This window comes from Roseateles sp. GW821-FHT02E12, assembly GCF_059421665.1.
On record NZ_JBWKVK010000005.1, the window covers coordinates 244055 to 262162 of the forward strand.

Annotated in this window: 12 protein-coding genes; 8 read left to right on the forward strand and 4 right to left on the reverse strand. The window is 67.7% G+C overall.

Annotation, left to right across the window (positions count from 1 at the left end):
• Positions 1-10 precede the first annotated feature (10 nt).
• Complete coding sequence (gene xylB / locus AC07V5_RS28420; protein ID WP_495118972.1) at positions 11-1459, reverse strand: xylulokinase; 1449 nt, start codon at positions 1457-1459, stop codon at positions 11-13.
• Positions 1459-2694, reverse strand: coding sequence for an ROK family transcriptional regulator (locus tag AC07V5_RS28425; RefSeq protein WP_495118973.1), 1236 nt, complete (start codon positions 2692-2694; stop codon positions 1459-1461). The genes xylB and AC07V5_RS28425 overlap by 1 nt, the downstream gene beginning before the upstream one ends.
• Before the next feature lie 170 nt (positions 2695-2864).
• Here AC07V5_RS28425 and AC07V5_RS28430 point away from each other — a divergent pair, with 170 nt between their 5' ends.
• The 7 genes from AC07V5_RS28430 to AC07V5_RS28460 all read left to right on the forward strand — a co-directional run bounded on the left by AC07V5_RS28430 (position 2865) and on the right by AC07V5_RS28460 (position 15368).
• Entirely contained in the window at positions 2865-4388 is a 1524-nt protein-coding gene (locus AC07V5_RS28430; RefSeq protein WP_495118974.1) for a tryptophan halogenase family protein, read from the forward strand.
• A gap of 16 nt (positions 4389-4404) precedes the next feature.
• Positions 4405-6675, forward strand: a complete 2271-nt coding sequence (gene yicI / locus AC07V5_RS28435; RefSeq protein WP_495118975.1) for an alpha-xylosidase — start codon at positions 4405-4407, stop codon at positions 6673-6675.
• Positions 6676-6751: 76 nt separating this feature from the next.
• Complete coding sequence (galA, locus tag AC07V5_RS28440; protein WP_495118976.1) at positions 6752-9562, forward strand: beta-galactosidase GalA; 2811 nt, start codon at positions 6752-6754, stop codon at positions 9560-9562.
• A complete protein-coding gene (locus AC07V5_RS28445) occupies positions 9559-11586 on the forward strand; it encodes a glycoside hydrolase family 2 protein (protein ID WP_495118977.1) in 2028 nt (675 codons plus the stop codon). The genes galA and AC07V5_RS28445 overlap by 4 nt, the downstream gene beginning before the upstream one ends.
• A complete protein-coding gene (locus AC07V5_RS28450; RefSeq protein ID WP_495118978.1) occupies positions 11583-13301 on the forward strand; it encodes a glycoside hydrolase family 9 protein in 1719 nt (572 codons plus the stop codon). The genes AC07V5_RS28445 and AC07V5_RS28450 overlap by 4 nt, the downstream gene beginning before the upstream one ends.
• Before the next feature lie 25 nt (positions 13302-13326).
• On the forward strand, positions 13327-14643 hold the full coding sequence (locus tag AC07V5_RS28455) for an MFS transporter (RefSeq protein WP_495118979.1): 1317 nt from the start codon (positions 13327-13329) through the stop codon (positions 14641-14643).
• Positions 14643-15368, forward strand: coding sequence for a polysaccharide deacetylase family protein (locus AC07V5_RS28460; protein WP_495118980.1), 726 nt, complete (start codon positions 14643-14645; stop codon positions 15366-15368). The genes AC07V5_RS28455 and AC07V5_RS28460 overlap by 1 nt, the downstream gene beginning before the upstream one ends.
• 67 nt (positions 15369-15435) lie before the next feature.
• Here the strand turns inward: AC07V5_RS28460 and AC07V5_RS28465 are convergent, their stop codons facing one another.
• The gene (locus AC07V5_RS28465; protein ID WP_495118981.1) at positions 15436-16512 is read right to left on the reverse strand and encodes an alkene reductase; all 1077 of its coding nucleotides are present in this window, start codon (positions 16510-16512) and stop codon (positions 15436-15438) included.
• 61 nt (positions 16513-16573) lie between these two features.
• Positions 16574-17374 carry an SDR family NAD(P)-dependent oxidoreductase gene (locus AC07V5_RS28470; protein ID WP_495118982.1) on the reverse strand — a complete coding sequence of 267 codons (801 nt, stop codon included), beginning with the start codon at positions 17372-17374 and terminating at the stop codon, positions 16574-16576.
• Between the two features lie 110 nt (positions 17375-17484).
• Between AC07V5_RS28470 and AC07V5_RS28475 the strand changes: the two genes are divergently transcribed.
• Positions 17485-18075, forward strand: coding sequence for a MarR family winged helix-turn-helix transcriptional regulator (locus AC07V5_RS28475; protein WP_495118983.1), 591 nt, complete (start codon positions 17485-17487; stop codon positions 18073-18075).
• Positions 18076-18108: the final 33 nt, after the last annotated feature.

Genomic DNA, 18108 nt, shown 5'->3' on the forward strand with positions numbered 1-18108 from the left:
AACGGAAAGGTCAGGCACCGCGCAGGCGGCGGTAAAGGTCACGGAAGCGCGCCAGGCGAGGGGCCAGGAGCGCATGGCGTTCGGGGTTGGGAGAGAAGCGGGCCGCGATGTCGGGGCGGGTGCAGGCCTGCTCGATGCGGCCACCGGCGGCCAGCCAACCGAGGCGTGCCGCGCCCAGTGCGCCACCGGCTTCGCTGCCGGTGTGCACGACGATCTCGACGTCCAGCGCGTCTGCAATCAACTGCGCCCAATAGGCACTGCGCGAACCGCCGCCAACAAGGGAGAGTTGCTGCACTTCGGTACCTGCGGCACGCAGGGCGTTGAGGCCATCGGCCAGGCCGAAGGCCACGCCTTCGAGCACGGCGTAGGTGCAGTCGGCGCGGTTGGTCTGGCCCTTCAGGCCATGGAAGACGCCGGGTGCGAACGGGTCGTTGTGTGGCGTGCGCTCACCGGCCAGATAGGGCAGGAAGATGGGCGCGTTGACTGCGCTGTCATTTGGTGAAAGTTCAGCCAGCAATGTTGCTTCATCGGCACCGACGAGATTGCAGAACCAGCGCAGGCAGCTTGCGGCCGACAGCATCACGCTCATCTGGTGCCAGCGCTCGGGCAGGGCGTGGCAGAAGGCGTGGACCGCTGAGGCGGGGTTGGGGCGGTAGCGGTCGTTGACGACGAAGAGCACGCCCGAGGTGCCCAGCGAGATGAAGCCATCGCCCGGCTGCGTGGCGCCGATGCCGATGGCGCTGGCCGCGTTGTCGCCTGCGCCGCCGGCAACCACCACTTCCGCGCTCAGGCCCCAGGCCTTCGCCAGTTCGGGCAGCAGCACGCCGCTCGGTTCATTGCTCTCGACAAGGCGCGGCATCTGCGCACGCGTCAGGCCGCAGGCCGCCAGCAGCTCGTCGGACCAGTCGCGGCGAGCCACGTCCAGCCACAGCGTGCCGGCCGCGTCAGACGGCTCGGAAACCTTGTCACCCGTCAGTTGCAAGCGCAGCCAGTCCTTGGGCAGTAGCACGCTGGCCACGCGTGAGAAAACTTCGGGCTCGTGCTTCTTCACCCACAGCAGCTTGGGTGCCGTGAAGCCAGGCATCGCGAGATTGCCGGCGATCTCGTGCAGGCGCGGTGCGGCAGCCGTCAGCTCGTCGCACTCGGCATGGCTGCGACCGTCGTTCCACAGGATGGCGGGGCGCAGGATGGCATCGCTGTCATCGAGTAGAACGGCGCCATGCATCTGGCCTGACAGGCCAATGCCACGCACCGCGGCGAAGGCCATCGGATGGGCGGCGCGCAGCTTGGCGACGGCGGCCTCGGTGGCCTGCCACCAGTCGCTTGGCGCTTGCTCGGACCACAGCGGCTCAGGCGACGACAGCGTCAGCGCGCTGCCCGCCGTGCCGACGATACGGCCCTCGCCGTCGAGCAGCAGCAGCTTGACTTCGGAGGTGCCGAGATCGATGCCGAGGAACATCAGGCGGTCTCCTCGGCGTCTACCAGCGCCACGCTGCCGCTGTCGGCCAGCGGCAGGCCGGGGCGGGTCAGCCGAAAGCGCGCCAGCGCGGCAGCGCCAACGGCGACGGCGTTGGCACCGAACATCGAAGTGCGCACCGTTGGCGGCGGCAGGCTGGCCGCAGCGGCGTAATCGAGCAAGGTGTCCAGCGCCGGCTTCAGGAAGGGCTCACCCAGCTCGACGACCGAGCCGCCCAGCACGATGCAGGCGGGGTCGTAGGCGGTGGCCAGGTTCTGCAGCAGCACGCCGAGGTAGCGGCCGGCGGAGGTGACGGCCTTCAGCGTCTCGGGGTCTTCGTCGACGAGATGGGCGCGCACCTCGGCCAGCGAGCGCAGCGCCGTGCCGTCCTCGCTGCCACCGAGCATGGCGCGTGTCGCAATCAGTGCTTCAGCGCAACCACGGCGGCCGCAGGAGCAGCGTGGGCCGTTGAGCTGCAGCACCATGTGGCCGACCTCGCCGGCAAAGCCACGGCTGCCGGTCAGCAGGCGGTCGCCAACGATGACGCCGGCGCCCAGGCCCTGGTTGATGGAGACGTAGAGCAGCGGATCGGACGCCGGCGCGGGGTTGAACTCCATCTCGCCCAGGGCCGCCACATCGGCTTCGTTCTGTATGAAGAGGGGCACGCCGGCGAGCGAAGTGTCTTGCAGCTTTTCGCCGAGCAGGGCGCCGAAGGGGATGTCGCGCCAGCCGAGGTTGGGCGCGAAGTGCAGCACGCCGCGCGCCTCGTTGACGCCGCCCGGCAAGCCCACGCCGATGCCCAGGATCTGCTGGCTGGCGTCGAGCTGCTTGCGCAGCTTGAGCAGCGCCGCGGCCAGGCTTGCGATGCAGGCCTTGGCCGTGCGGCTGGCGCCGTAGTTGGCCACCGTCCAGGCCTGCACTTCGCCGGTCAGCGAGGTGGCGACAACGCGCACGGACTCGATGCCGACCTCGGCGCCGAGCAGCAGCAGCTTGGCCGGATCGATGAAGAGAGGGGTGGGGCGACGGCCCAGGTCGCCGGTCGCGACGACCTCGCGTTCGGCCAGCCAGCCTTCGACGATCAGCTCGCGCACCAGCATGCTGACGGTGGACTTGGTCAGGCCGACGGCCCCGGCCAGGTCGGCACGCGACAGGCCCGGGTTGGCACAGAGGTGCCTCACCAGCGCCATGCGATTGATGACCTTGAGCAGCTGTTGGCTGCCTGCGGCTTCGGCCTGCATTTGTCTCCTAGTAGTGCCCATGCTTTGATGGGCTTGAGGCCATATTAGTTCGGCCATCGAACGAAGTAAATACGGTAAAAGCCCCTAGCGCGATGCGGCTCGGCTCGTCGAAGATCGCGCCGCCCGCCGGTCCCGGTGAGGCTCATAAAAATCTTGGCCCAGAGACAGCCATGCCCGATTCCTCTATCCGCAAGATCGTCATCGTTGGCGGCGGCACCGCCGGCTGGATGGCCGCCGCGCCGCTGGCGCAGCGCTTTGCGGCGGCCGGCAAAGGCGCCTGCGAAATCGTGCTGGTCGAGTCACCCGACATCGGCACCATCGGCGTCGGCGAGGCCACGCTGCCGCCCATCCGCGCTTACAACCGCACGCTGGGCCTGGACGGCGCCGACTTCGTCAAGCGCACCCAGGGCAGCTTCAAGCTCGGCATCGAGTTCCGCGACTGGGGCCGTGTCGGCCACCGCTTCTTCCATGGCTTTGGCGACTTCGGCCCGGCCATCGACAACCGCGCGCCCTGGCAGCACTGGCTGCGCCTGTCGCGCATCGCGGACGGGCTGCCGAGCTACGAGGACTGGTCGACATCTACCGTCATGGCCAAGGGCAACCGCTTCACGCCGCCCGAGGGTGGCGCGCCATCGGCGGCCAATGCCTATTCCTTCGCTTATCACTTCGATGCCGGCCTCTACGCCGCCTACCTGCGCGAGTACGCGATGGAGCGTGGTGCCCAGCGCATCGAAGGGCTGATCGTCGACGTCGAACTGCGGCCCGAAGACGGCTTCGTCGCCGCGGTCAAGCTGGCCGACGGCCGCCGCATCGATGGCGACCTCTTCATCGACTGCTCGGGCTTTCGCGCGCTATTGATCGGCGGTGCGATGCAGTCGCCCTTCGAGGACTGGACCGCGCTGCTGCCTTGCAACAGCGCCCAGGCCGTGCCCAGCGAACGGGTGGAGCCGCTGACGCCCTTCACGACCTCAACGGCCAGGGCAGCCGGCTGGCAATGGCGCATCCCGCTGCAGCACCGCACGGGCAATGGCCATGTCTATTGCAGCCACTTCATCAGCGATGACGAGGCGGCGAGCACCTTGCTGGCGGGCCTGGACAGCAAGGCCCTGGACACCCCGCGCCAACTGCGCTTCACGACCGGCCGCCGCAAGCAGGGCTGGGTCAAGAACGTCGTCGCCATCGGCCTGGCTTCAGGCTTTCTGGAGCCGTTGGAGTCGACCAGCATCCAGCTCATCATGGACGGCGTCGGCCGCCTGATCCAGTACTTCCCGGACAAGCAGTTCAAGCCCCATCTGGCGGCCGAGTTCAACCGCCGCATGGCCCTGCAGTACGAGTCCATCCGCGACTTCATCGTGCTGCACTACAAACTGACCGACAGGCGCGACTCCGAGCTGTGGCGCTACTGCGCGGCCATGCCCATCCCGGACTCGCTGGCCCACCAGATCGAGCTGTTCCGCAGCGCGGGCCGTGTCGCCATCTTCGACCCCGAGGGCTTTGCCGAGCCGTCCTGGGTCTCGCTCTTTTTGGGCCTGGGCCTGCAGCCCGAGAGCCACGACCCCTTCGTCGACCACATCGACCCCGAGGCCCTGCTGCAGCACTTTGCTCGGCTGCGTCAGGCCATCAACCAGACCGTGGGCGCCATGCCCGGCCACGGCGACTACATCGCGCGCCATGTGAAGGCGCCATCCCTTTGAGGAGTTTGAGACAGCCATGAAGTTCACTGACGGACAGTGGATGCTTCAGCCGGGCGTCGCCGCGCACTACGCGGCCGAGGCCTATGCCATTGAAGTCCACGAAGACCGCCTCGTCGTGCTCGCCACGACCCGCCCCATCAAGCACCGTGGCGATACGCTGCAGGGCCCCACGCTGACCGTGACGCTGAGCTCACCGCTCGAAGGTGTCATCCGTGTCAGCGTCGAGCACTACGTCGCCTCGAGCGCACCGCGCCTGCACATCCCCATGGTCGGCGCCGGCAAGCCTGGCGTGCAGATCGAGAACGGCGAGGCCAAGGCCACGCTGACCTCGGGCGCCATCTCGGTCGACGTGAAGAAGGGTGAGGGCTGGGGCCTGGTGTTCCGCGAAGGCGACCGCATCCTCACCAAAAGCGACTGGCGCGGCCTCGGCTACATCCAGTACGCCGGCAAGGGCAACCACGTCCACGAGCAGCTGAGCCTGGCCGTCGGCGAGAACGTCTACGGCCTGGGCGAGCGCTTCACGCCCTGGGTCAAGAACGGCCAGATCGTCGAGAACAGCAACCGCGACGGCGGCACGGCCTGCGAGCAGGCCTATAAGAGCGTGCCCTTCTACCTGACCAACCGCGGCTACGGCGTGCTCGTCAACGAGGCCGGCCCGGTGTCCTTCGAGGTCGGCTCGGAGAAGGTCGCCCGCGTGCAGTTCAGCCGCGAGGGCGAAAGCCTGGACTACTGCGTCATTGCCGGCCCCGATCCCAAGGCTGTCTTGACCCGATTGACAGCGCTGACAGGCCGCGCGCCGCTGCCGCCGGCCTGGAGCTTCGGCCTGTGGATGACGACCTCGTTCACCACGCAATACGACGAAGCGACGGCCACCCATTTCATCGACGAGATGAAGCGCCGCGACCTGCCGCTGGCCGTCTTCCATTTCGACTGCTTCTGGATGCGCGAGTTCCAGTGGTGCGACTTCGAATGGGACCGCCGCGGCTTCCCCGAGCCCGAGGCGATGCTGGAGCGTCTGCATGCCAAGGGGCTGAAGATCAGCTTGTGGATCAACCCCTACGTCGCGCAGAAGTCGCCGCTGTTCGCCGAAGGCGTGAAGCACGGCTACTTCATCAAGCGAACGAACGGGCTGACCTTCCAGACCGACCAGTGGCAGCCCGGCATGGCCATCGTGGACTTCACGAACCCCGCCGCCAAGGCCTGGTACCAGAGCCACCTGCGCCGCCTGCTGGCTCAAGGAGCCGATTGCTTCAAGACCGACTTCGGCGAACGCATCCCGAGCGAGGGCGTGACCTACTTCGATGGCTCCGACCCCGTCGAAATGCACAACCTCTACGCGCTGCACTACAACCAGGCCGTGTTCGAGCTGCTGGAAGAAGTGCAGGGCAAGGACGCCATCGTCTTCGCGCGCTCCACCTATGCCTCGGGCCAGCGCTTCCCGGTGCACTGGGGCGGCGACTGCTGGTCCACCTTCGAATCCATGGCCGAGAGCCTCAGAGGCGGCCTGTCGCTCACCTCCTGCGGCTTCGCCTTCTGGAGCCACGACATCGGCGGCTTCGAGGGCAACCCGCCGCCGGCCGTCTACAAGCGCTGGATCCAGTTCGGCCTGATGTCCTCGCACAGCCGCCTGCACGGCAGCAGCAGCTACCGGGTGCCATGGCTCGTGGACGAAGAGAGCTGCGACGTGCTGCGCGAATTCACGCGGCTCAAGCATCAGCTCATGCCCTATCTCTACGCCAAGGCTCACGAGGCGACCGAGACGGGCGTGCCGCTGATGCGCGCGATGCTGCTGGAGCATCCGCAGGACCCGGCCTGCGCGCCGCTGGATCGGCAGTACCAGCTCGGCGAGAGCCTGCTCGTCGCGCCGGTGTTCCAGGAGAGCGGCGAGGTGGACTTCTATTTGCCTGAGGGCAGGTGGACACACCTGCTGTCCGGCGAGAAGAAGCAGGGCGGCCGCTGGCATCGCGAGACGCATGGTTACTTAAGCATGCCGCTGTACGCCGCACCGAACAGCGTCATCGCCTGGGGCGCCGAGACCGAGAAGCCGGACTACGACTACGCCTGCGGCACGGTGCTGCGCGTGTTCGAGCTGGACGACGGCGTGAGCGCGGCCTTCACGGTCGTGGGCCTGGACGGCAGTGTGGCGGCGCGGGGCACGGTTGCTCGCTGCGGGTCGCAGTACATCGCGACGGTCAGCGAAGGTGCGTTGCGCGACTGGTGCCTGGACGTCGACGGCAAGCGCAGCCCGGTGCTGGCCGATGGCGCTTCGCTCAGCTGGAACGCCTGACCGGCAATCCGGCACTCAAAGCCGGTGGACACGCCTGCCCAGGCTGTCCACCGGCTCATTGCTTGATGGAGTGATCATGGCCTGGCGTCGCGTTCTGTTGATGGTTTTGCTGGCCGTCGCCAGCTTGGCCGAGGCCAGCCCGCGCGAGCGCCTGTCGCTCGACCAGGGCTGGCTCTTCCATTTGGGCGACGTGCCCACGCCGCCCATCAAGGGCCACGGCGCTTCGTACAACAGCGCCAAGGCTGGCTCCGCGCAGGGGGCAGCGGCGCACGACTTCGACGACTCCGGCTGGCGTCGCCTGGACCTGCCGCACGACTGGGCGGTGGAAGGCGGCTTCGACGCCAACGAGAACATCTCCCAGGGCTACCGCAAGCGCGGCATCGGCTGGTACCGGCGCTACTTCCAGCTGCCGGCATCGGACCGTGGCCGCCACATCGAGCTGCAGTTCGACGCCATCGCCACGCACAGCACCGTCTGGGTCAACGGCAATGTCGTCAACCGCAACTGGTCGGGCTACAACGGCCGCAACATCGACATCACGCCCTATCTGCGCTACGGCGAGGACGTGAACAACATCGCTGTGCGCGTGGACGCCGACGCGCAGGAAGGCTGGTGGTACGAAGGTGCCGGCATCTACCGGCATACCTGGCTGGTCAAGCGCAACGCTGTGCACATCGCCACCGACGGCATCCACGCCAACCCGGTCAGCAGCGACGGCAGGCGCTGGTCGCTGCCGGTCGAGATCGAAGTGAACAGCAGCGGCCGCGCGGCGCAGGATGCCGAGGTGGAGGTGACGCTGATCGACCCCTCCGGCAAGGAAGTCGTGCGCTCACGCAGCAAGGTGCGTGTGCAGCCGTTGGGTAGCAGCACCGCGAAGCTGCAACTCGCCATCCAGCGGCCTGAGCTCTGGACGTTGCAAGACCCCAAGCTCTACCGCGTGCGCGCCCGCCTGATCGCGGGCCAAACGCTGGACGAAGCCGAGACCACGACCGGCTTCCGCACCCTCCGCTTCGACGCCGACAAGGGCTTTTTCCTGAACGGCCTGCCGGTCAAGCTGCAGGGCGTCTGCATCCACCAGGACCACGCCGGTGTCGGCGTCGCGGTGCCCGAGGCCATCTGGGCCTACCGGCTGCGTCGCCTGAAAGACATGGGCGTCAACGCGATCCGCTTCGCCCACAACGCGCCGGCCGCCGAGGTGCTGGACCTGGCCGACCGCATGGGCTTTCTCGTCATGGACGAGAACCGCAACTTCAATCCCTCGCCGGACTATCTTCAGCAGCTCACCTGGCTCGTGAAGCGCGACCGCAACCACCCCAGCGTCATCCTGTGGTCGGTCTTCAATGAAGAGCCCATGCAGGGCACCGAGGTGGGCTACGAGATGGTGCGTCGCATGGTGGCCGCCGTGAAGGCGCTGGACGCGACCCGCCCCGTGACCGCCGCGATGAACGGCGGGCTGTTCTCCGACATCAACGTGTCGCAGGCCGTGGACGTGGTGGGCTTCAACTACCAGATTGGCGAGTACGACCGCTTCCACAAGGCCAACCCCAAGCTGCCGCTGACCAGCTCGGAAGACACCTCCGCCTTCATGTCGCGCGGCGAGTTCAAGACCGACCAGGGCAAGCACCTGATGGCCTCCGACGACAGCGAGGCCGCCTACTGGGGCAACACGCATCGCCAGGCCTGGAAGGCTATCGCCGAGCGGCCCTTCATCGCCGGCGGCTTCGTCTGGACGGGCTTCGACTACCGCGGCGAACCCACGCCCTTCGAGTGGCCTAGCGCGGGCTCGGTGTTTGGTGCGATGGACTTGTGCGGCTTTGCCAAGACGGCTTTCTGGCTGCATCGCGCGCAGTGGGTGAAGCCGGAGCAGCAACCCGTCGTCAAGATCGCACCGCACTGGAACTGGCCGGGGCTTGAGGGCCAGAAGCAGCGCGTCATGGTGCTGAGCAATGCGCCGCGCGTGCGGCTGCTGCTGAACGGCAAGCAGGTGGACGAGCGAGACGTCGACCCTTACGAGATGGTCACCTTCGATGTGGTCTACGCGCCCGGCAAGTTGGAAGCCGTCGCACTGAAGGGCGGCGCCGAGATCGCCCGCGACGTCGTCGAGACCAGCGGCGCGCCCGTGCGCCTGCTGCTGACGCCCGACCGCAGGGCACTGGCTGGTGACGGGCTGGACGCCATGCCCGTCACCGTCAGCGCCCTCGATGCCCAGGGCAGGCCGGTGCCTACCGCGAACCTCAAGGTGCGCTTCGAGCTGAGCGGCGCAGCCAGCGTCATCGGCGTGGGCAATGGCGACGCGAACTCGCACGAGTCCGAGAAGGCCAGCGAGCGCAGCCTCTACAACGGCCTCGCCCAAGTCATTCTGCAAAGCCGGCGCGCTGGCAGCGGCGAGGTCAAACTGCGTGCGGTGGCCGATGGCCTGCAGCCCGCCGAGATCACGCTCGCGGTGCAAGCCGCGACCACACCGCCGGCCGTGGCCGCGGCCGAGCCGGTGACGCAGCTGCTGTACTGGCGCATTTCGCCTGCGCAGGCGCAGCGGCCCGACCCCAACGTGCAGCTCGCCGACAACGACATGAACACCTGGGGCTGGGGCGAGGTGCCGATCAAGCAGGCCGCCGAGTCGCCGGCCTGGCGCCTCTACCGCACCGACTTGCGCCTGCGCGCCGACCTCAACGACGGCCGCGCCCGCCTCGTGTTCCGTGAGCTGGCCGGCAAGGCCCAGGTGTGGCTTGCCGGCGTGAAGCTGGGCGAGAAGACGAGCGCTGCGCCGGCCGAGTTCTCGGTGCTGCTGCCGCAGGGCGCCACGCAGCGCCAACTCACCGTGATGATCGAGTCCGATCCCGCGCAGCCGTCGGGTGTGCGCGGCAAGGTCGTCGTGGTGAAGCCATGAGGCGCATCAAGTCGTTGCTTCTTGCGCTGCTGCTGTTCTGCGGCGGCCATTCGTTGGCGCGGCAGGTCACTGCGCTGGACGATGGCTGGCGCTTCCTGCGCGCCGACGCGGCCGGCGCCAGCGCTGCCGACTTCGACGACGCCTTCTGGGCGGCGGTGCGCCTGCCGCACACCTGGAATGGCATTGACGGTGAAGCCGGCGGCGCCTACTACCGCGGCCCCGGCTGGTACCGGCGCGAGCTACAGTTGCCGGGGGCTAGAGCGCTGCGCCACTTCCTGCAGTTCGACGGCGCCGCGCTGCGCGCCGAGGTCTGGGTCAACGGCCAGCTCGCCGGCCGGCACGACGGCGGCTATGCGGCGTTTCGTATCGATATCACGCGCTGGCTCGTCGCCGGACGCAACCGCATCGCCGTGCGCGTGGACAACGCCACGGCCCAGCATGTCGCGCCACTGGGTGGCGACTTCACCGTCTCTGGCGGCCTCTACCGTGGCGTGAAGCTGCTGGCCGTGCCGGCCGCGCACTTCGACCTGCTCGATGACGGCGGGCCGGGTGTCTACGTGTCGGCCACCGAGGTCAGCGCTGACAGCGCCCAGCTGACGCTGCGGGCCCGCGTACGCAACGACGGCGCCGCGGCCCGGCCGCTCGGGCTGAACCTCAGCCTGCGCGACGCCGCCGGCCGAGTCGTCGCACACAGCCAGCAGACGCTGCAAGCTGCACCCGACGCTACCGTCGTGACCGAACAGCCCTGGACCGTCCAGCGCCCCCGTCTCTGGCAAGGCCCCGCTGACCCCCACCTCTACACGCTGACCGCCGAGCTGCGCGACGGCGCCGATGTTCTCGACACCGTGACGCTGCCGGTCGGCCTGCGCAGCGTGCAGATCGACCCGCAACGCGGCCTGCTGCTGAACGGCCGGCCGCACGCGGTGCACGGCGTCAACCTCTTCCACAGCGGCCGCCCGGGCCAGGGCCTGGCCGTCAGCGATGCGCAGATCGATGAGGACTTCCGCATCCTGGCCGAACTGGGTGTCACCGGCCTGCGTTTCGTGCACTTCCAGCACCCGCAGCGTGCCTATGAAAACGCCGACCGCGCCGGCCTGCTGACCTGGACCGAGATCCCGCTGAACTCGGCGATGGACGAGGGCGAAGCTTTCCGCGCCAACCTGGCCCAGCAGCTGCGCGAACTCATCAAGCAGAACCATCATCACCCGTCCGTCTTCATCTGGGGCGTGGGCAACGAGGTCTACCGGTCGGACGACGCGGTGGTCAAGCTGCTGGCCGACATGAGCCGCCAGGCCCACGAACTCGACCCGACGCGGACGACGGCCTACGCCCACTGCTGCGCGCCCGACGACCACGCGATGGCGCGGCAGACCGACGTCATCGGCTTCAACCGCTACTACGGCTGGTACGACGGCCAGTTCGGCGACATCGGCCCCTGGGCTGACCGCGTGCATGCCGCGACGCCGGCGCGCCCGATGTCGCTGGCCGAGTACGGCGCCGGCGCCAGCGTGCTGCACCAGCAGGACCCGCCACAGCGCCCCAAGCCCACGGACCGCTGGCATCCCGAGCAATACCAGGCGCTGTTCCATGAGGCCTACTGGCCGCAGATTGCCTCGCGGCCCTGGCTGTGGGGCAGCTTCGTCTGGGTCGGCTTCGACCTCGCCTCGGCCGGTCGGAACGAGGGCGACCGCCCCGGCATCAACGACAAAGGCCTGGTGACCTACGACCGCCAAACGCGCAAGGACGCCTTCCTGTACTACCAGGCGCAGTGGAGCCGGCAGCCCGTCATCCACATCGCCAGCCGCCGCACCACGCCGCGCGCGGCCGGCCGCGTGGACATCAAGGTCTACGCCAACGGCCGCAGCGCCGTGCTCAACATCAACGGCGTCGACCTGCCCGCACAAACCGTGCAGGGCGGCGTCGCTACCTGGCCCGGCGTTACGCTGCGGCCCGGCCGCAACCGCCTGCAAGCCCGTGGCGACAACGGCGCGGCCGACCACATCAATTGGATCGTCACTCCATGAACCGACAGATGCTTTGCGCCGGCCTGCTGGCCGCCAGCGTGACTCACGCTCAGGCTCAAACCGGCGAGATCGCCGTCAACCAGATCGGCTACCCGCCCGGTGCCGCCAAGGTCGCCGCCGTGCCCGCTGTTGAGGCCGCAGGCTTCACGGTTGTCGATGCCGCCACCGGCCGCACCGTGCTGCGTGGCCGCCTCGGCGCCGCCGCGCGCTGGGAGCCCGCCGGGCAGGACGTGCGCCTGGCCGACTTCTCCGCGCTGAAAGCACCGGGCAGCTACCGCCTGCACGTCGACGGCCTGGCCGATTCGCCGGCCTTCGTCGTCGCTGCCGACGCCTACGCTGCCGTGAACGCCGCGGCCATCAAGGCCTTCTATTTCAACCGCGCCAGCACGCCGCTGCTGGGCGTGCATGCCGGCCGCTGGGCACGGCCCGCCGGGCATGCGGACGACCATGTGCTGGTGCACGCCTCGGCCGTCGGCCCCGGCCGGCCCGAGGGCACGGTCATCAGCGCCCCCAAGGGCTGGTACGACGCCGGCGACTACAACAAGTACATCGTCAACTCCGGCATTACCGTCTACACGCTGCTGGCCGCGTGGGAGCACTATCCGGCCTTCTTCAAGGCGCAGAAGCTCAACATCCCAGAGTCCGGCAACGGCGTGCCCGACGTGCTGAACGAGGCGCTGTGGAACCTCGAGTGGATGCTGGCCATGCAGGACCCGGCAGACGGCGGGGTCTATCACAAGCTCACCAACAAGGGCTTCGACGGCGTCGTCATGCCGGCCGACGCCACCGGTGAGCGCTACGTCGTGCAGAAGGGAACCGCGGCTGCGCTCGACTTCGCCGCCGTCATGGCCCAGGCCAGCCGCGTGTTCGCTGCGTTTGAGAAAGAGCGCCCGGGCTTGTCGGCCCGCATGCGCACCGCCGCCGAGCGCGCCTGGGGCTGGGCGCAGGCGCACCCGAAGGAGGTCTACAAGCAGCCGCCCGACATCCGCACCGGGGGCTACGGCGACGACAAGCTCGACGACGAATTAGCCTGGGCCGGCGCCGAACTCTGGGTCACGACGGGCGACGCGCGCTACCGGCCGGACCTGGACAAGCTCGCCATCAACGTGCCGTCCTGGGGCGATGTGAAGGGCCTGGCATGGGTAACCCTAGCCCACCACCATCGCAAACTCGGGGAAAATGACAGCGTTGTCGTCAAAACACGAGTCATGACCCTTGCGGATGAATTGCTAGCCACCTGGCGGGCCTCGGCCTACCGCGTGGGCATGCGTGCGCAGGACTACGACTGGGGCAGCAACTCCGGCGTGCTGAACCGCGCGCTGATGCTCATCCAGGCCTACCGCTTGAAGCCCAAGCCCGAGACGCTGGCCGCCGCGCAGGCGCTGTTCGACCACGTGCTGGGCCGCAACCCTCTGGGCCAGTCCATGGTGACCGGCTTCGGCAGCAAACCGCCGCTGCACCCGCACCACCGCCCGTCGGAGGCCGACGGCGTTGACGCGCCGGTGCCCGGCTTTCTCGTCGGCGGCCCCAACCCGGGCCGGCAGGACCAGAAGAACTGCCCGGCCTACCCGTCGGCGCTGGCGGCCCTGGCCTACATCGACCACTTCTGCAGCTATGCCAGCAACGAGGTCGCCATCAACTGGAACGCGCCGCTGGTGTACGTGTCGGCCGCGCTGCAGGCGTTGACGCCACGCCCTGCCAAGCACGCTCACTGATCGTCAAAAAGAAAACGGAGACCGCATGTCCTCGACCTCTCGCCACCCGCTGACCTGGGTGCCCTCGCTCTACCTGGCCATGGGCTTGCCCAACGTGATGGTCGGGGTCGTTGCGGCCATCATCTACAAGAACCTCGGCATCTCCAACGAGGACATCGCGCTCTACACCTCGCAGATGTACCTGCCCTGGGTGCTGAAGCCGCTGTGGGCGCCGCTGCTGGAAAGCTACCGCAGCAAGCGCTTCTGGGTCATCAGCATGGAGTTCACGATGGCCGCCGCGCTGGGCCTCGTGGCGCTGTGCCTGCCCATGGAGGGTTTCTTCAAGCTCTCGCTGGCCTTCTTCTGGATCGTTGGCTTCGCGTCCGCCACGCAGGACACCTGCGCCGACGGCGTATTCATGACGACCGTCTCCAAGACCGACCAGGCGCGCTACTCCGGCCTGCAGGGCATGTGCTGGAACATGGGCGCCGTCGTCGCTTCGGGCCTGTTCGTGTCGCTGACGGGCTACCTGCACAACCACATGGGCATGAGCTGGGTGCAGTGCTGGGTCATCGTCGTGCTGATCGCTGCCGCATCCATGGCCCTGTTCGGCCTGTGGCACGTGCGCGTGCTGCCGCCGGGAGCGCCGTCCACGCTGCATGGCCGGGGCCTGAGTGGTGGTCTGGCCGCCACGGCCGAAGCCTGGGTCACGCTCTTCCAGAAGCCGCAGATCTGGATGATGCTGGCCGTCATCTTCTTCTACCGTTTCGGTGAAGGCTTCATCGAGAAGTTCGGCCCGCTCTTCCTGCTAGACAGCGTCGCCGCCGGCGGGCTGGGCCTGGACAACGAGTCGCTGGGCCACATCAACGGCACGGTGGGCACGCTGGCCTTCATCGCGGGCGCCTTCCTCGGCGGCTTCTTCGTCGCCAAGCGCACGCTGCCCCGCAGCTTCTTCACGCTGGCCCTGGTGCTCAACATCCCGCACCTGACCTACTTCTACCTGGCCCAGACGATGCCGACCGACACGGCCACTGTCGCCGTCATCGTTGCCATCGAGAAGTTCGGCTTCGGCATGGGCTCGGTGGGCCACATGCTTTACATGATGCAGCAGATCGCCCCGGGCCCCTTCCGCATGGCCCACTATGCGATGGCCACCGGCGTCATGGCGCTGACGAAATGGGGCACGGGCAGCGTCAGCGGCCTGCTGTGGAACTACGTCAACCACCAATACGTGAGCTTCTTCGGCTGGGTGCTGATCTTCTCGATCCCGCCGGTGATCCTGGCCTGGCTGGCACCTTTCCCGCACGACCACGAGGAAGCCGCCGAGTTCAGCGGTGAGGCCGCCCCGGTCGGTGGCCACTGATGGGGCTGCTGCTGAGCATGGTGCTGGCCACCGCCGCCTCCGCGCCGGCCTGCGGCGCCGACGTGCTTGGCACGTCACGCACGTTGACGCTCAAGCGCGAGGCCGCGGCCTGGGGCAAGGCCCAGCACGCTGCGCTGCCAACGCTCGCACCGGGCGAGGTCGTGCTGACCTTTGACGACGGCCCCCGCCCCGAATCCACGCCCGTCGTGCTGAAAGCGCTGGCCGATCAGTGCGTGAAGGCCAGCTTCTTCATGAACGGCGAGCCGCTGCGTGCGCACGCGGCGCTCGCACGTCAGGTGCGCGACGCCGGCCACACGGTGGGCATGCACGGCTACCGGCACGAGCACTTCTCGCAGTTGCCGCCGGCCAGGCAACTGGCGGACCTGGACGCCATGGTCGCCACCTACCGCGCGGCCTTGGGTGCCGAGCCAGCGGCCTACCGTTTCCCCTTCCTGGAGGAGACGCCCACGCTGTTGAAGGCGCTGGCCGAGCGCAGCATCGCCGTCATGTCCATCGACGCCGGCGCCGAGGACTGGCTGCCCGACCAGACGCCGCAGATGCTGGCCGACAAGCTGCTGGGGCAACTGGCCAAGAGCGGCGGCGGCATCGTGCTGCTGCACGACGCGCAGGACCAGACCGCAAAGGCGATGCCTTTCCTGCTGCAGGCGCTCAAGGCTAACGGCTACCGCGTCGTGCACCTGAGCTGGAGCGACGCGGCGCGCTGAGCCGTTTTCGACAGTCTTGTCGATCGCGTTGCGGATTCGAGTCCGGCTCAATCAGGCACGTCGGTCCTCAACCCGCCAGCGTCGGATAGTCGGTGTAGCCCTTGGCTCCAGGCGTGTAGAACGTGTCCGGCGCAGGCGCATTCAACGGCGCGTCTTGGCGCATGCGCTCGACCAGGTCCGGGTTGGCGATGAAAGGCCTGCCCATGGCGATCAAGTCCGCGCGGCCGTCGCCCAGCGCCTGCTGTGCGCTGGCTTTGTCGAGCCCACCGGCGAGGATGAAGGGGCCGTCGAACGCCGCTCTCAGATCCGCCTTCAGCTTCGCCGGGACGGGCGGGGCACCCATGGCCGAATGGTCCAGGACGTGGACATACATGAGGCCGAGTGCGGAGAGTTGCTGGACGAGCGCCAGGTACTGTTCGTCCACGCCTTCGAATGCGCCGGTGCTGTTGACCACGCCGCGAGGTGACAGGCGGATGCCGACTCGCTCGGCGCCGATCTCCTTCACGGCAGCGCGGGCGACCTCCAGCACCAGCCGGTTGCGCCCTTCAGCGCTTGCTCCGTAGCCATCTGCGCGACGATTGACATTGGCGTTCAGGAATTGCTCGAGCAGGTAGCCGTTGGCCGCGTGCAATTCGATGCCGTCGAAGCCGGCTTGCATGGCAAGTCGCGCGGCCGTCGCGTACTCGCCGATCACGGCCTTGATGTCGGCCTCTGTCATGGCGCGCGGCGGCGTATGCGGCTGGCTGCCCTGCGTATCGGTCCACATTTCTCCGGGGCAGGTCTCGGGAGAAGGTCCGAGCACTTCCGCGCCGGCCGGCAGGTTGGCCACGTGGGACACGCGGCCGGTGTGCATCAGCTGCACGACGATCTTGCCGCCCTTGGCGTGCACGGCGTCGGTCACCAGCTTCCAGCCTCGCACCTGGGCGTCATTGAACAGGCCCGGAATGCGCGCGTAGCCCAGGCCGTTGGGCGACGGTGAGGTGCCTTCCGTGATGATGAGGCCGGCGGTCGCACGCTGGGCGTAGTAAGTGGCCATCAAGCTGTTGGCCGTGTTGTTGTCGCTCGCGCGGCTGCGTGTCAGCGGCGACATCACGGTGCGATTGCTCAGTGGAGTGGCGCGCAGGGAAAAGGCGTCGAAAAGCATGGCGTGTTCTCGGGGGGAGTGGAATGAGGCGGGGATTGGCGGTGGCGTTCAGTCGGCTGGGTCAACCGATCCGGTAGCGGGCGGCTGGCGTTCCAACTTGGGTATTCGCGAACAGTTCGGAGCGCGCGGCTTCGTATTTCTCCCAAAGACTTGCGTCGGCGACCGATGGCCAGGTGACCGTTTCGCCTTGGTCAAAGCCCGCAAGCGCCGCATCCACCATGTGCTCGGTCGTCATCACGGACGCCTTGTTCAGGGCCGACAGCGGGACACCCGACGCATCCCAGAGTTCGGTGGCAGTCGATGCCGGAAGGACCAGTTGGACCTTCACCCCGGTTGCTGCAAGTTCCTGCTGCAGACCCCTGGAGTACTGCAATACGAAGGCCTTGGTGCCGCTGTAGACGGCGCTGATCGGCAGCGAGTGGATGGCCAGGACGGAAGCGATGTTGATGATCACGCCCTGGTTCCTCGCCACGAACGCGGGCAGCACGGCCTGGCTCAATCGGGTCAGTGCCGTGATGTTGAGGTCGATCTGGGACTTCGCGTCGTTCGCAGACGTTTGCGCCGCCGGCCCCAGTCGCGCCACACCGGCGTTGTTGACCAGGACGCGAAGGTCCTCCTGGGTGGCCAGAATCGTCTCGATCCGCGCCAGGTCTTGGTCCTGGGTCAGGTCGGCGACGACGGCCTTGGCTTTGATACCGTGCGCCTTGGAGAGTTGGGCGCTCAGCGCTTCCAGGCGATCAGCGCGCCGGGCGACAAGAATGAGGTCGTAGCCGCGCGCAGCGAGACGGTCTGCATAGACGACGCCGATGCCGGAGGAAGCCCCCGTGATCAGCGCGACTTTCCTGGAGTTGACATGGGTCATTGATCGGATCCAAATAAAATTGAGTACTCAACCAAACAAGTTGAGGGCTCAAATGTAGGATCTGCCAGGCGCAGCTTGCAGATAGTGCAGTACTCAACCATTATGCGAACATGGGAATTTCCGCACCAATCGTTGAAGCAGAAAACGGCCCGGGTATGCCGACCGCTCATGAGGACGACATGCTGGGCGGCCGCGTCTGTACGAATACGGCGCTGCGCCTTGCTGCCCGCCGACTCGGCCAGTTGTATGACGAAGCGCTTGCGCCGTTGAACCTCAAAGCCACGCAACTCGCGCTCATCGCAGAAATCCACAAGCTGATGGGCGCAGACCGGCAAGGGCCGACGCTGCAGGACCTTGCGAACCGGCTCGCCATCCAGCTCTCGGCGCTGACCCACGCGCTCAAGCCGCTGGTGCGGGACGGCATCGTTGAGTTGCGCCAGGACGCCCAAGACAAGCGGATCAAGCACGGCGTTTTGACCCCGCTCGGCCAGGCGCGGCTTTCAGAAGCCGTGGTGTTCTGGGCTGCGGCAAACGACCAGGTGGAAGCCACGCTGGGCCCCGTCTCGGCGGCGAACTTGAGGGCCCTGGCTGATCAGGTGGCTTCCGACACATTTCTGGTCGCATACAAGGCGGCTGAAAAAGCTTCGGCGCCGCCCGTCGTCCCCGACGCTGCCCAGGTCGATGAGGGCGGACCAACGTAGTCGCGGGCCGGCACCGTGGCGACCGTCCACGGG